Here is a 14844-nt window from a genome sequence, read left to right as displayed (position 1 = left end):
TGGGTTAAAAAAAGGTGATAAAGGGGTTAGAGTTCCCCTTTATCACCCCTTTGTGTTCTTATACAGATGTTTCTTCAGTTTCTACCGCTTCAACTTCTGCTTCTTCTTCTACTTTGCTAACTTCGATAACAGCGTCAGCCATTTTAGCAGTAAGAAGTTTCACAGCGCGGATTGCATCGTCGTTACCAGGGATAATATAGTCGATCTCATCTGGATCACAGTTTGTATCCACGATCGCAACGATTGGGATATTAAGCTTACGAGCCTCAGCAATAGCAATACGCTCTTTACGAGGGTCGATTACGAACATTGCGTCTGGAACGCCGTTCATATCTTTAATACCACCAAGGAATCTTTCAAGGCGATCCATTTCTTTTTTAAGAAGCATAACTTCTTTCTTAGGTAGTACTTCAAAAGTACCGTCTTCTTGCATCTTCTCAAGGCTCTTCAGGCGGTTAATACGCTTTTGAATAGTTTCAAAGTTCGTAAGCGTTCCACCCAACCAGCGTTGGTTGATGTAGTATTGACCAGCACGGATCGCTTCATCCTTAACGGAATCTTGCGCTTGCTTTTTTGTACCTACGAAAAGAACTTTACCACCGTCCTGAGCGATGTCACGAACGAAGTTATAAGCTTCTTCGACTTTCTTCACTGTTTTTTGAAGATCGATAATGTAGATACCGTTTCTTTCAGTGAAGATATAAGGTTTCATTTTCGGGTTCCAACGACGAGTCTGATGACCGAAGTGTACCCCAGCTTCAAGAAGCTGTTTCATAGAGATTACTGCCATGATTGTGTTCCTCCTAATGGTTTTTTTTATCCTCCGCTTGCATCTATTTCGGAAAAAACTGCGTCTGCAGCACCACTTTCCAAATCAACAAGCGTGTGTGATTAACACCGTTGATTAATATATCATATCAAGTGACAAGTCGCAAGTTTAAATCTTAAATTCCATGAATGCCTATACAAACTCACTCTCATAGTACGCGTAAACGGTTAGAATTCATCTCCATCGTTTGCAAAAGGATTGTTGAAATCGGCAACATTCTATTAAAAAAGCTCCGAGAGATCTCGGAGCTTTAGTTGAATTACTGTGTCTTTAGTTTTGAAAGCTCTACAAGGAATTTATCGTTAAGAACTTTAATGTAAGTTCCTTTCATTCCTAGAGAACGAGACTCAATAACACCAGCACTCTCAAGCTTACGAAGAGCGTTTACGATAACAGAGCGAGTGATGCCTACTCGGTCAGCAATTTTACTTGCAACAAGAAGTCCTTCATTGCCTTCAAGTTCTTCAAAGATGTGCTCGATTGCTTCAAGCTCACTATAAGAAAGAGAAGAAATCGCCATTTGTACAACCGCTTTGTTTCTTGCTTCTTCTTCAATTTCTTCCGCTTTTTCATGAAGAATTTCCATTCCTACTACTGTTGCGCCATATTCAGCTAATAGAAGATCATCATCTGAGAATGAGTCGCTTAGACGTGAAAGGATAAGCGTACCAAGACGGCTTCCACCACCAACGATCGGCACAATTGTTGTAAGACCTTTTTCGAAGAGGTCACGGTTTTCTACCGGGAAAGCTGTGTACTCGCTTGTGATATCCAGGTTTGAAGAAGTTTCTGCAATGTTGAACAGGTTTTGTGTATATTCTTCAGGGAACTGACGCTCAGAAAACATTTTCTTCATGCGTTCGTTTTCGATTTCTTGATTAATTGCGATTCCAAGTAGCTTACCTCTGCGGCTTACGACATATACGTTCGCCATAATGACGTCGCGTAGTGTTTCAGCCATGTCTGTAAAGTTAACTGGCCCCTCAGATTTTTGTAGCATTCCATTAATTTTTCTTGTTTTTTCAAGTAAATTCATAGTTTTGTCCTCCTGCATGTATTATAGGATGTATTGGCTGAGGTCACGGTTCTTCGCAATAGAAGCTAACTTTTCCTCAACATACTCTGGTGTAATCGTGATGCTGTCTAGATTAATGTCCGGTGCTTCAAATGAAAGATCTTCAAGAAGCTTTTCTAAAATTGTGTGCAGTCTTCTTGCGCCAATGTTGTCAGTGTCCTGATTCACTTCGGTTGCAATCGTAGCAATTTTAAGAATAGCATCGTCAGAAAATTCAACTTTAATACCTTCTGTTTCTAATAATGCTGTGTATTGCTTCACAAGAGCATTATCAGGCTCTGTTAATATACGTTTAAAATCGTCTACGTTTAAACTTGATAACTCAACGCGGATTGGGAATCGGCCTTGCAGTTCAGGGATTAGATCAGATGGTTTCGACATGTGAAACGCCCCCGCGGCCATAAACAAAATATGGTCTGTTTTCACTGGACCGTACTTCGTTGTTACCGTTGAACCTTCTACGATTGGCAAAATGTCTCTTTGAACGCCCTCTCTGGATACATCAGCTGACTGCTGACTTTTCCCCGCGACCTTGTCAATTTCATCAATGAAGATGATACCCGATTGTTCCGTCTTTGAAACTGCATCCTGTGCGACTTCATCCATATCCACAAGTTTTGCTGCTTCATCCTGCGTTAAGACCTTTCGTGCTTCTGACACCGGAAGCTTACGTTTTTTCTTCTTTTTAGGCATGATATTTCCGAGCATATCCTGCATGTTCATACCCATTTGTTCCATGCCAGCTCCCTGGAACATGTCCATCATGGAATTGTTTTGTTCTTCCACTTCAACAGTGATCATCCGATCTTCGAGTTCACCTAGCGCAAGCTGTTGAGCTATTTGCTTTCGTCTTGAAGCAATCGACTGATCTTCTGAACTCGCCTGGGTATTTGTTTCTTCTTGCCCCTGATTACCAAATAACATTTCAAGCGGATTCTTGTATTGTGTCTGCTTCTTATTAGACGGTACGAGCAGTTCCACAATGCGTTTATTCGCATTCTCTTCCGCTCTGCCCTTCACCTGTTCCATTCGATCTTCTTTGACAAGTCTGATTGATGTTTCAACGAGATCGCGAACCATTGATTCCACGTCTCGGCCAACATAACCCACTTCAGTAAATTTCGTTGCTTCTACTTTAATGAAAGGAGCATTGACAAGACGAGCCAGTCGTCGCGCAATTTCTGTTTTACCAACACCTGTTGGCCCAATCATTAAAATATTTTTCGGATTCACTTCATCCCTCAGTTTATCGCTTAAAAGACCCCGACGGTAACGATTTCTCAATGCCACAGCAACAGCCTTTTTCGCGTCATTCTGACCAACTATATACTGATCAAGCTTTTCAACAATTTGTCTCGGTGTTAATGGATTAGACATACGATCTCCTCCAAAGATACAGTTTATATACTAAATGGTTTCTACGATAATTTGATCATTTGTGTACACGCAAATTTCTGATGCAATTTCCATAGAGGCCCGCGCAATTTCTTCAGCGGTTTTGTTATCACTGTATCGCTTAAGAGCTCTACCTGCTGAAAGTGCGTAGTTAGAACCTGAACCAATGGAAAGAATGCCATCATCAGGTTCGATCACTTCACCAGTACCTGAGATAAGCAGAAGCTCATCCTTATTCATAACGATTAACATGGCTTCAAGCTTTCTTAGTACGCGGTCACTGCGCCACTCTTTTGCGAGTTCAACAGCAGCACGCTGAAGGTTACCGCCGAATTCTTCCAGTTTGCTTTCGAATTTCTCAAAAAGAGTGAATGCATCTGCAACAGATCCTGCAAATCCAGCAATCACCTTCCCATGAAATAACCTTCTTACTTTCTTAGCCGTATGCTTCATGACTACGGCATTGCCAAATGTCACCTGGCCATCACCGGCCATTGCGCACTCTCCATTATGCTGTACTGCAAATATCGTCGTTGAATGAAAGTCTCCCATAAGTTCCTCCTCCCGAGCTATTAAGCTCTTGGGTGATGGTTCATGTATATATTTCGCAATCGATCTCCCGTCACATGGGTATAGATCTGAGTAGATGATAAATCGGAATGCCCTAAAAGCTCCTGAACAGATCGTAAGTCTGCCCCTTCATTCAGTAAATGTGTTGCGAATGTGTGTCTCATCACATGGGGACTTATATGTACATGCAGCGAAGCGGCTTTCACAATCTTATCTAAAATTGTTCGTACGCCTCTTGCTGTCACGCGACTACCTCTAAAGTTTAAAAACAGGGCTTTTGTCGGCTCTTTTCCGGACGAAGCGAGCTTTACTCGTCCATCCTCTAAATACTCTTTTATTGCATCTATAGCGAAACTACCAATTGGTACATATCTTTCCTTACGTCCCTTACCGATTACAAAAATAGTACCAATCGCAAAATCAATGTCTTCTAAATTAAGCGCAACGCATTCACTAACGCGAATGCCACACCCGTACAATACTTCGAGCAAAGCTCTGTCTCTTTGACCAAGAGGCTTTGCCGTATCGGGCGTATCAAACAATACATTGAGCTCTTTTTCATACAAAAATTGCGGAAGGCGCTTCTCTTGCTTCGGTAGTGAGCTCATTGTAAATGGATTAATCTCAACAATGTTTTCGCGTAAAAGGAATCGATATAAGCTTCGTAACGTTGAAATTTTTCTCGCTGCTGTTTTTCTTGCGTAACCTCGCTCGTGAAGCTCAGTCAAATAAATTCTGACATCTGCATAAGAAACAGCAGCAAAGACATCGATAGTCTGCTGCTTCATAAAAGACTTGAAATGTTCAATGTCCTGTAAGTAACCTGAGATCGTATGTGGTGAACAATTCTTCTCAATCTGAAGATACTCAGAAAATGATTGAATATGAGCTTGTTGGTTGTTATTCATCGTTATCACCTCAAAAGGCTTCTAAATCGTATCACAATTTAGAAGCCTTAGCAATAGGAATTTACAATCTTTTTACAAAATTCTGAATTGTTTCTAACGCTCGATTAGCGATCGTTTCATTACGCTCTTTCTTGCCTTTAATTCGCGTTTCAAGCGGTGGGAACAAACCAAAGTTAGCATTCATCGGTTGGAAGTTATCCGGATTAGCCGTCGTAATATAATTCGCTAAACTACCAAGCGCAGTTTCTTCAGGGAACACTAGCGGCTCTTCATCCTTCATTAGTCGAGCAGCATTAAATCCAGCGATTAGTCCAGATGCCGCTGATTCTACGTACCCTTCTACACCTGTCATTTGACCTGCAAAGAATAGATTCTCGCGACCTTTGTATTGGTAAGTAGCTTTCAATAAGTTCGGTGAGTTAATAAACGTATTCCGATGCATCACGCCATAACGTACGATGTCCGCGTTCTCAAGTCCAGGAATTAAGCGAATCACATCTTTTTGTGGTCCCCATTTGAGGTGCGTTTGGAATCCAACAATGTTATACAGTGTACCAGAAGCATTATCCTGCCTTAGTTGAACGACAGCGTAAGGACGCTTTCCTGTTCTAGGATCCTCAAGACCTACAGGTTTAAGAGGACCAAACGTCATCGTCTTCTGCCCGCGCTGTGCCATTACTTCAATTGGCATGCATCCTTCGAAGAAAATTTCCTTCTCAAATTCTTTAAGCGGAACCGTTTCAGCTGAAATAAGTGCTTCATAGAACGTGTTAAATTCTTCTTCCGTCATTGGACAGTTTAAGTAAGCTGCCTCTCCCTTATCATAGCGTGACTTCTTATAAACTTTCTCCATATCAATGCTTTCCGTTTCGATAATAGGAGCAGCAGCATCATAGAAGTATAGGTACTCTTCTCCACTTAAAGCCTTTAACTGATCGGAGAGATCCTTAGAAGTTAGCGGGCCTGTTGCAATAATTGTTGGGCCTTCAGGGATTTTTGTACATTCCTCTGAAAAAACCGTTACGTTTGGATGGTTTTTAACATTCTCCGTTACCTTCGCAGCAAATTCATGACGATCCACAGCCAGTGCACCACCAGCCGGAACGGCACATTCGTCAGCAGACTTAATGATAACTGAATCCATTCGACGCATTTCTTCCTTTAAAACGCCGACTGCATTTGTTAATGTATTCGCTCTTAGTGAGTTACTACATACTAGCTCAGCAAATTTATCGGTATGGTGAGCAGGCGTTTGCTTCTTAGGACGCATCTCATAGAGATGAACGTCCACTCCTTGCTTTGCAAGTTGCCACGCTGCTTCACTTCCAGCAAGTCCGGCACCGATTACCGTCACATGTTTACTCATTGCCATAACCCCTTACTAGTTTTCTTCTTCAACGAAATCGCAGTTTACGCATTTGATTTCTTTCTTTTTCTTCGTTTTCTTCTCGACAAGTAAATCACCGCATTTAGGACATGGTCTTTTGATTGGTTTATCCCATGAAAGAAAATCACATTCCGGAAAACGATCGCAACCATAGAAAAGACGGTTCTTTTTACTTTTTCGCTCTACAACATTACCTTCTTTACACTTCGGACAGGTAACGCCAACTTCTTTAAGGATTGGTTTTGTATTACGGCAATCAGGAAAGTTTGAGCAAGCCATGAATTTCCCATAGCGTCCCATCTTGATGACCATAGGTGAACCACACTTCTCACAATCTTCTCCAGCGGGTTCATCTTTAATCTCGACTTCCTTCATTTCTTCCTCGGCTACTTTCAGCCGCTTTTCGAAGTTTTGATAAAATTCATTGATGACAGAAATCCATTCTGCATCGCCATCCTCAATTTTGTCAAGATCATTTTCTAATCCCGCAGTGAATTCAATGTTGATGATATCCTGGAAGAACTCCAAAATCAGTTCTAATACAATTTCACCGAGCTCAGTTGGCACAAATTTCTTATCTTCTAACGCCACATACCCTCGACGTTGAATCGTATCAAGCGTAGGAGCGTAAGTAGAAGGGCGCCCTATACCGAGCTCTTCCATTGTTTTAACAAGGCGAGCTTCTGAATATCTCGGCGGTGGCTGTGTGAAGTGCTGAGAAGGATCAATTTCTGATGTAGAAACATCCATGCCTTCTTCAAGGTCAGGAAGCATTTTATCTTCTTCCTTTTTATTGTCGTCGTTTCCTTCAACGTACACCTTCATAAACCCTTTAAATTTCACTTTAGAACCAGTCGCACGGAAGATCGTTCCGTTGTTCTCAAGATCTACACTCATCGTGTCCATAATAGCCGGTGCCATCTGACTGGCTACAAAACGCTCCCAAATGAGCTTGTATAAACGAAGCTGATCGCGCTTTAAGTAAGCCTTCATCTCAGATGGATCACGCATAACCGATGTCGGTCGAACCGCTTCGTGAGCATCTTGTGATTTACCTGACTGTTTCTTAGCAGGCTTTTTACCCGATAAGTATGTGTCTCCATATTTACCTTGAATGTATTCCTTCGCTTCATCCTTCGCTGTTTCAGAGATGCGTGTTGAGTCAGTTCTCATGTACGTAATTAAACCGACTGTACCTTGTTTACCAATCGCAATCCCCTCGTAAAGCTGCTGAGCAAGCATCATTGTTTTCTTCGCTCTGAAGTTTAACTTTCTTGCTGCTTCCTGTTGAAGAGAAGATGTAGTAAATGGAAGGGCTGGGTTTCGCTTACGTTCTTTCTTTTGAACGGATTGGATCTCAAACTGATCTCCTTCAATGCGCTTTAACACATTGTCGACGTCTTCACGTGATTGAAGATCTGTTTTCTTTCCATCTACTCCGTAAAACCCAGCTTCGAATTGCTCTCCATCTTTTTCGAAAGAAGCTTTGATTTTCCAATATTCTTCTGCCTGGAAATTCTGAATCTCTTTCTCTCTTTCAATAATAAGGCGAACTGCAACGGATTGAACTCGTCCAGCACTTAGGCCTTTCTTCACTTTTTTCCATAATAATGGACTGATGTTATACCCAACAAGACGGTCAAGTACTCGACGCGCTTGCTGTGCATCCACTAAATCCATGTTAATTGGTCTCGGCTGCTTGAAAGCATCCTTTACCGCATCTTTTGTAATTTCGTTAAATACGACCCTGCATTCCGTTTGCTCATCAATCTTCAAACTGTGAGCTAGATGCCACGCAATCGCTTCCCCTTCGCGATCGGGGTCAGCTGCGAGATAGACTTTCTTCGCTTTTTTTGCTGCATCTTTAATTTCCTTAAGGACAGGGCCTTTCCCGCGTATTGTTATATATTTAGGAGCATAGTTGTTTTCCACATCAACGCCCATCTGACTTCTTGGCAGGTCAATGACATGACCTAATGAGGCTTTCACCTGATATTTCTTTCCTAAATATTTTTCAATTGTTTTTGCTTTAGCGGGAGATTCAACAATAACTAGATAATCTGCCACAATACGTTTCCTCCCCCCATTGAGGTAAATTTTAAAATCTTCCTTATTATTAAATAGTCAAAACTCGTTTGTCAAATAGTGCTAGTTTCATTTTCATGAAAATTCGGTAATTCATCAAGTATATCTTTTGCTTCTAATACTAGCTTGGCCCCCTGCTGAATAAGTCGATTTGTTCCTTCTGAATACGAGTCAGTCATTCTGCCTGGTAAGCAAAAAACTTCTCGTCCTTGATCCATCGCTTGATCAGCAGTAATGAGCGAACCACTTCGTTTTCTTGCTTCTACAATAAACGTTCCAAGCGATAATCCGCTAATAATTCGATTCCGCTCAGGAAACTGATGTTTTTCTGGTCCCCTATCTGGTGGATATTCTGAAAGAAGAAGACCCTTACTTGCAATAATTGAAGCAAGCAGCTGATTTTCTTTAGGGTAAATATGCTTAAACCCGCTTCCAAGGACGGCAATCGTTCCTGCATCGTGATCAAGCGCGATCCGGTGTGCAAGAGTATCAACACCGAGAGCAAGACCACTTACGATCGTCCAACCTCTCGTTACGATTGGCGTTAAAATAAGTTTCATCATCGCTTCCGCATCACGCGAATGATTTCTTGATCCGACGACACTAAGGGCTCGTTGTTCATTAAGAAGCGCGGTGTTACCGATACAATATATAACCCACGGTGCATCATAAATATGCGAAAGCCTTTCAGGGTATGCTTCGTCAAATCTCGTAATAGCCCGAATTTCCCCTGCTTTAATATGAGAAATCCTCCATGGTTTTTTCATATGAAGATCTTCATATAATAAGCTCGCATGCTCCCCTGGTATGTGAAATTGTCTTAACTGAGTAGCAGACATATCATATATGCTTTGAAGCGTTGGGTCAAATGTAAGAAATGAACGCAGCACTTTCCAGTCAGTTCCTCGGCACTGATGTAACTGAATTAACCGGCTTCTAAACGTTCTCAACCATGCCTCTCCCCTATCAGCATTAAAATGTATTATTTTCTCGTTATGTATAAGAGAAATAGCTCCCGAACGGGAGCTATTACCATTAAGCCTTATGTGTTGTGCACTTCTCTAGTAATCCTTTATCTTCAAGAACAGAGATGAGCGTTTCGCCCATTACAGCAGGTGTAGGTGCGACTTTAATTCCGCACGACTCCATTGTTTTGATCTTCTCGTCAGCTGTCCCTTTACCGCCAGAAATAATTGCACCCGCATGACCCATGCGCTTTCCTGGAGGCGCCGTTTGGCCACCGATAAATCCAACGACAGGCTTTGTCATGTTTGCTTTCACCCATTCTGCCGCTTCTTCTTCTGCCGTACCACCGATTTCGCCGATCATAATGACGGCGTACGTATCTTCATCTTCGTTGAAAGCTTGCAAGACATCGATAAAGTTCGTTCCGTTAACAGGATCTCCGCCGATTCCAACAGCAGTGGATTGACCGATTCCTGATTCAGAAAGCTGATGAACAGCTTCATACGTTAATGTACCAGAACGAGAAACCACTCCTACGTGACCTTTTTTGTGAATGTATCCAGGCATAATACCAATTTTACATTCATCAGGAGTAATCACACCAGGACAGTTCGGTCCTACAAGACGTGTTTTCTTTCCTTCCATATAACGCTTTACTTTCACCATATCGATGACAGGAATACCTTCCGTAATACAAATCGCAAGGTCCATTTCAGCGTCTACCGCTTCCATGATCGCATCTGCTGCAAAAGCAGGCGGAACATAGATGACCGAAGCATTAGCGCCAGTTTTTTGAACAGCTTGCTCAACTGTATCAAATACGGGAACGCCTTCCACTTCAGTACCGCCCTTACCTGGCGTTACACCACCAACAATTTTCGTACCATACTCAAGCATTTGCTGTGTATGAAATAAACCAACTGATCCTGTAATTCCTTGAACGATGACTTTTGTATCTTGATTAATGTATACGCTCATTCCTAGTCCCGCCTTTCTACTTCACTAATGAAACGATTTTTTCCGCGCCGTCAGCCATAGACTCAGCAGCGGTAATATTTAATCCAGAATCTTTCAGGATTTGCTTTCCAAGATCAACATTTGTGCCTTCAAGACGAACAACAAGCGGAATTTCAAGACCTACTTGCTTCGTAGCTTCTACAACACCTTCAGCAATAACGTCACACTTCATAATTCCACCAAAAATGTTTACATAAATACCTTTAACATTTTTGTCTGATAGGATAATTTTGAAGGCTTCCGTTACTTTCTCAGCTGTTGCGCCGCCCCCAACGTCAAGGAAGTTAGCGGGGTCGCCGCCGTAATGCTTGATAATATCCATCGTAGACATTGCAAGCCCTGCACCGTTAACCATGCAGCCAATATTACCATCAAGAGCAATGTAGCTAAGCTCATATTTTGATGCTTCGATTTCCTTTGAATCCTCTTCATCAAGATCACGAAGTTCAAGGATATCTTTATGGCGATAGAGCGCATTTGGATCAAAGTTTAATTTAGCATCAAGAGCCATTACGTTCCCATCCCCAGTTGTTACAAGAGGATTGATTTCCGCAATTGAAGCATCTTTTTCTACAAAAACTTTGTATAAACCAAGCATAAACTTCACTGCTTTATTGATTTGTTCTTTCGGGATATTAATATTAAATGCTAGTCTTCTAGCCTGGTAACCCTGAAGACCTACAGCTGGATCGATCACTTCTTTGAAGATTTTCTCTGGGCTGTGTTCAGCCACTTCTTCAATTTCAGTTCCGCCTTCTTCAGATGCCATCATGACCACTCGTGACGTTACACGGTCAAGTACTAGACCAACGTAATATTCCTGTTTAATATCGCAACCTTCTTCAATAAGTAAGCGCTTTACTTCCTTACCTTCTGGTCCCGTTTGATGAGTAACAAGTGTTTTTCCGAGGATTTCCTCAGCGTATGTACGAACTTCCTCAAGGTTCTTGGCAATTTTAACACCGCCAGCTTTTCCTCGACCACCTGCGTGGATTTGTGCTTTTACAACGTAAACTTTGCTGTCTAATTGTTTTGCAACGTCCACAGCTTCTTTCGCGGAGTATGCGACTTGTCCATTAGGGACTGATACCCCGTAGCTTCTTAGGACTTCTTTTCCTTGATATTCATGGATATTCATTCTCTCATCCTCCTATCCTAGTCAATCAAATCTTTGACGACGTTTTCATTGTATAGAAAATTCACACCGATTGTCTACCCTTTTGCATAAAGTCTCTGTTCTTTCTTGCAAATATTGTTCCAATTTATCCAGTAAAGTGGCTGTATGGCGATTGTTTCGCTCTTTTTCAGATAAAAAATTGCCACTTTTCGCAAAACTCTCTGCATGAGTCTCACCGATATTCGAAACTTTCTACTTTTTAATGATGAAGCAAGATTTATGACCAAAATTACACAAAAAAAACAGGAAGAGGGACTATCTCCCCTCTTCCTGTTCGTCTCTTCCTGCTTTTTTAGGTGAGTTCTCTTGCTCTCTTTTTTTATGATCCGTAATCGTTAATTCTCTTGCGGCCGCAGGTGTGTAAACTCCAAATTCTTCTCCGGCTTCTTCATAAAACGAGTCGTTTTTGTCTGGACGTCCTGGATCTTTCACAAATGATTGCTCCTTCACACTAGAATAGGTATAGTATCAACTGTTTCAGCCTATTCATACACAATTTAATGCAAGCCTAGGCGATCTCTTACAGGAGCAAATGATTTCCGATGTGCATCCGTGACACCATATTGATCAAGAGCAGCGAGATGTTCTTTCGTTCCATACCCCACATGTCGCTCAAATCCATATTGAGGATAAGTTTCTGCTAATTTTACCATCATGCGGTCACGTGTCACCTTCGCAACGATTGAGGCTGCTGCAATACTAACACTTCTCGCGTCACCTTTAATGAGCGATTCCTGATCGATTTTTAGTGGTATGTGCATGGCATCCACTAGTAAGAAATCAGCTTGGACGTTCAATCCCTCAACGGCTTGTTGCATTGCTTTTTTGGTTGCTTGATAAATATTTAATTCATCAATTTCGCTTGAGCTGACAACGCCAACTCCAATTGAAATAGCATCCTTATGTATCTGATCAAATAAGTCATTGAGTTTCGCATGAGACAGTTTTTTTGAATCCTGTAGCCCAAGAATAGGTACATCAGGGTTTAATATGACCGCTGAAGCAACCACAGGGCCTGCTAAAGGGCCTCTTCCCACCTCATCGACTCCTGCTATAGCAAGACGACCTTGTTCTCTGTAATGAGCTTCTAAGACGCTCATCTCTTCATGCATTTGAAGTATTTTTATTTTTTCTTGCTCTTTCTTTCCTTCTCTAGCAATTAAGCTCATCACCCCTTTGCGTGTATCCTGTTTCCATTCTTCCCAATCATCGTTTGTATATTGCCCTTGCTTCAACATTTGGGTAATTTCTTTAATTGACTTTAGTTTTTCACTCATTGAATCTCCTCTTTCTCTTCAGTTCATTTAAAAAAGGTAAGGCTCATGGCCTTACCTTTCTGGCGTTTCAAGTGTCACATCGCCCAATTTACCACTTCGAAGCTCACGAAGCACGGTTTCAGCTGTTTTATCGTAATCAATCCAGCCGCCACTCATTAAAAAGCCACGTTTTTTCCCAATTTCATCAAACAACTCTACAACATCTTCAGGTATATCCTCAAGATGGTAGCGATCCTTCAGGCGATTGGGATAATATTCACTCATGAATTTGAGCACATACACCGAAATATCCTGAAAATCCAGGATTTCATCTTTAATCGCTCCGGTAGCAGCCAGTTTATATCCGGTTATCTGGTCTTCAAACTTAGGCCATAAAATACCTGGCGTGTCGAGAAGGTCCATTTCATCGCCTACTTTGATCCACTGCTGCTTTTTCGTAATACCTGGTCGATCTCCCGTTTTAGCAATCTTCTTCCCCGCTAAACGGTTGATCAAAGTAGATTTCCCAACGTTAGGAATTCCTAAGATTAAGGCCCGAACCGCACGCGGCTTCATGCCTTTCTCGATCATCCGATCAATCTTATCACTCATCAGCTCTCTTGCAGCTGCAGGAATACTTTTCACACCTTTACCGGTTTGCGAATCAATTGCCAATGCTTTATGTCCCTGCGATTGAAAATAGTGTTTCCATTCAGTTGTTTTCTGATCATCCGCCATATCTGCTTTATTAAGCAAAATTAACCTTGGCTTTGAAGAAACTATTTCATCAATCATCGGATTCCTTGAAGCAAGCGGGATGCGTGCATCCACTAGTTCAATTACAACATCAATCATTTTAAGCTTCTCGGTAATCTCCCGGCGTGCTTTTGCCATATGTCCGGGAAACCATTGAATCGTCATGCCATCTCCACCTATTCTCAAATCATGAGGTATCAAAAAATTCTAGATCCTCACTCCATTACTTGTATATCATTTAAGGGCCAAAAAATAACGTTTGCTTCTCCGACAACTTTTTCAACAGGAACGAAGCCAATGGAACGACTATCTTTACTATGCTGTCGATTGTCACCCATCACAAACAAATGTCCTTCTGGAACAGTAGCTTCACCAGTTACACCAGTTAAGTCAAAATCGTACGTTAAGTTCCCTTCTAACAAATCATCTTTATATGGTTCTAGATAGGGCTCCTTAACCGCTTCACCATTTACGTAAAGCATATCGCCTTTGTATTCCACCTTATCTCCAGGGAGACCAATCACTCGTTTAATATAATCTTTACCTTCAGGTGCCTCAAATACAATGATATCGAAACGTTCAGCATCACCAATATTATAACTGATTTTGTTCACAATCATCCGATCACGATCCTGTAATGTCGGCATCATGCTTTCGCCATCAACAACAATGGGAGCAAAAATAAAATAGCGAACGGCTCCTGCTAGAATAAAAGCAATGATGAGTGCGCGTATCCACTCCCAGGAATCTTTCTTCTCTGCTGATCTGGTGCTTTTCATGCTCGTTCCTCCTAATGAAAGGGTCTTTTTTACCTATTTCTTTCCCCTCTAGCCTTTCCTACAAACCTTTATAACCCGCTTTATTTTATCATAGAAAGTTACTTATTTCACATGAGTTTTTTTCAATAGAAAAAAGGAGCCTGACAATGCAAGCTCCCTTTCGCGTCTAACTTTATCGAATTTCTTTAATACGAGCGGCTTTACCACGAAGTGCACGCAAGTAGTATAGCTTAGCACGGCGAACTTTACCGCGACGAGCAACTTCAAGCTTAGCAACTTTCGGTGAATGTACAGGGAATGTACGCTCAACACCTACTCCGTAAGAAATCTTACGAACTGTAAATGTTTCACTGATTCCGCCACCACGTCGTTTAATCACAACACCTTCGAATAACTGGATACGCTCACGAGTACCTTCGACAACTTTAACGTGAACTTTCACAGTATCTCCTGGTCGGAAATTAGGAAGATCCGACTTAAGTTGGTCTTTTGTGATATCCTGGATTAACTTGTGCATCAAGTAACCCTCCTTCCACACAGATGCTCATATAAATAATCTTTCATTACAGCGGAACATCGTAATAACGTGACTAATGCCACAACTGTTATCATAGCATAGCACTTTTTAGATTACAAGAATGAAT

15 protein-coding genes are annotated in these 14844 nt (G+C 41.6%); all 15 read right to left on the bottom strand.

The genetic code is table 11. From position 1 onward, the window contains the following. Nucleotides 1–58: 58 nt before the first annotated feature. Nucleotides 59–790: a 30S ribosomal protein S2 gene (gene rpsB, locus IQ283_RS17695; protein ID WP_098443375.1), complete on the bottom strand. Its 732-nt coding sequence runs from the start codon at nucleotides 788–790 to the stop codon at nucleotides 59–61. Nucleotides 791–1088: 298 nt separating this feature from the next. Beyond that, nucleotides 1089–1865: a GTP-sensing pleiotropic transcriptional regulator CodY gene (codY, locus tag IQ283_RS17690; RefSeq protein ID WP_194221417.1), complete on the bottom strand. Its 777-nt coding sequence runs from the start codon at nucleotides 1863–1865 to the stop codon at nucleotides 1089–1091. Between the two features lie 21 nt (nucleotides 1866–1886). Then, nucleotides 1887–3281: an ATP-dependent protease ATPase subunit HslU gene (gene hslU / locus IQ283_RS17685; protein WP_194221416.1), complete on the bottom strand. Its 1395-nt coding sequence runs from the start codon at nucleotides 3279–3281 to the stop codon at nucleotides 1887–1889. Between the two features lie 30 nt (nucleotides 3282–3311). Then, entirely contained in the window at nucleotides 3312–3851 is a 540-nt protein-coding gene (gene hslV, locus IQ283_RS17680) for an ATP-dependent protease subunit HslV (RefSeq protein ID WP_194221415.1), read from the bottom strand. 20 nt (nucleotides 3852–3871) lie between these two features. Further along, nucleotides 3872–4777, bottom strand: a complete 906-nt coding sequence (gene xerC / locus IQ283_RS17675) for a tyrosine recombinase XerC (RefSeq protein WP_194221414.1) — start codon at nucleotides 4775–4777, stop codon at nucleotides 3872–3874. Nucleotides 4778–4838: 61 nt separating this feature from the next. Beyond that, complete coding sequence (gene trmFO, locus IQ283_RS17670) at nucleotides 4839–6143, bottom strand: FADH(2)-oxidizing methylenetetrahydrofolate--tRNA-(uracil(54)-C(5))-methyltransferase TrmFO (protein WP_194221413.1); 1305 nt, start codon at nucleotides 6141–6143, stop codon at nucleotides 4839–4841. Nucleotides 6144–6158: 15 nt separating this feature from the next. Next, nucleotides 6159–8231, bottom strand: a complete 2073-nt coding sequence (gene topA, locus IQ283_RS17665; RefSeq protein WP_194221412.1) for a type I DNA topoisomerase — start codon at nucleotides 8229–8231, stop codon at nucleotides 6159–6161. Between the two features lie 71 nt (nucleotides 8232–8302). After that, complete coding sequence (gene dprA, locus IQ283_RS17660) at nucleotides 8303–9199, bottom strand: DNA-processing protein DprA (protein ID WP_194221411.1); 897 nt, start codon at nucleotides 9197–9199, stop codon at nucleotides 8303–8305. Between the two features lie 85 nt (nucleotides 9200–9284). Further along, nucleotides 9285–10193 carry a succinate--CoA ligase subunit alpha gene (gene sucD / locus IQ283_RS17655; RefSeq protein ID WP_194221410.1) on the bottom strand — a complete coding sequence of 303 codons (909 nt, stop codon included), beginning with the start codon at nucleotides 10191–10193 and terminating at the stop codon, nucleotides 9285–9287. 16 nt (nucleotides 10194–10209) lie between these two features. Next, complete coding sequence (gene sucC, locus IQ283_RS17650) at nucleotides 10210–11370, bottom strand: ADP-forming succinate--CoA ligase subunit beta (RefSeq protein WP_194221409.1); 1161 nt, start codon at nucleotides 11368–11370, stop codon at nucleotides 10210–10212. Nucleotides 11371–11664: 294 nt separating this feature from the next. Next, on the bottom strand, nucleotides 11665–11841 hold the full coding sequence (locus tag IQ283_RS17645; protein WP_206759488.1) for a hypothetical protein: 177 nt from the start codon (nucleotides 11839–11841) through the stop codon (nucleotides 11665–11667). Nucleotides 11842–11906: 65 nt separating this feature from the next. Next, nucleotides 11907–12686, bottom strand: coding sequence for a ribonuclease HII (locus IQ283_RS17640; RefSeq protein ID WP_194221407.1), 780 nt, complete (start codon nucleotides 12684–12686; stop codon nucleotides 11907–11909). A 51-nt stretch (nucleotides 12687–12737) separates the two neighbouring features. Continuing rightward, nucleotides 12738–13586, bottom strand: coding sequence for a ribosome biogenesis GTPase YlqF (gene ylqF, locus IQ283_RS17635; protein WP_194221406.1), 849 nt, complete (start codon nucleotides 13584–13586; stop codon nucleotides 12738–12740). 50 nt (nucleotides 13587–13636) lie between these two features. After that, nucleotides 13637–14200 (bottom strand): signal peptidase I, encoded by a 564-nt coding sequence (gene lepB, locus IQ283_RS17630; RefSeq protein ID WP_194221405.1) that lies wholly within the window; start codon nucleotides 14198–14200, stop codon nucleotides 13637–13639. A gap of 172 nt (nucleotides 14201–14372) precedes the next feature. After that, entirely contained in the window at nucleotides 14373–14717 is a 345-nt protein-coding gene (gene rplS / locus IQ283_RS17625; RefSeq protein ID WP_098443362.1) for a 50S ribosomal protein L19, read from the bottom strand. Nucleotides 14718–14844: the final 127 nt, after the last annotated feature.

The organism is Pseudalkalibacillus hwajinpoensis, from assembly GCF_015234585.1.
GTDB lineage: Bacteria > Bacillota > Bacilli > Bacillales > Guptibacillaceae > Guptibacillus > Guptibacillus hwajinpoensis_B.
This window is presented reverse-complemented; position numbering and strand designations above follow the sequence as displayed.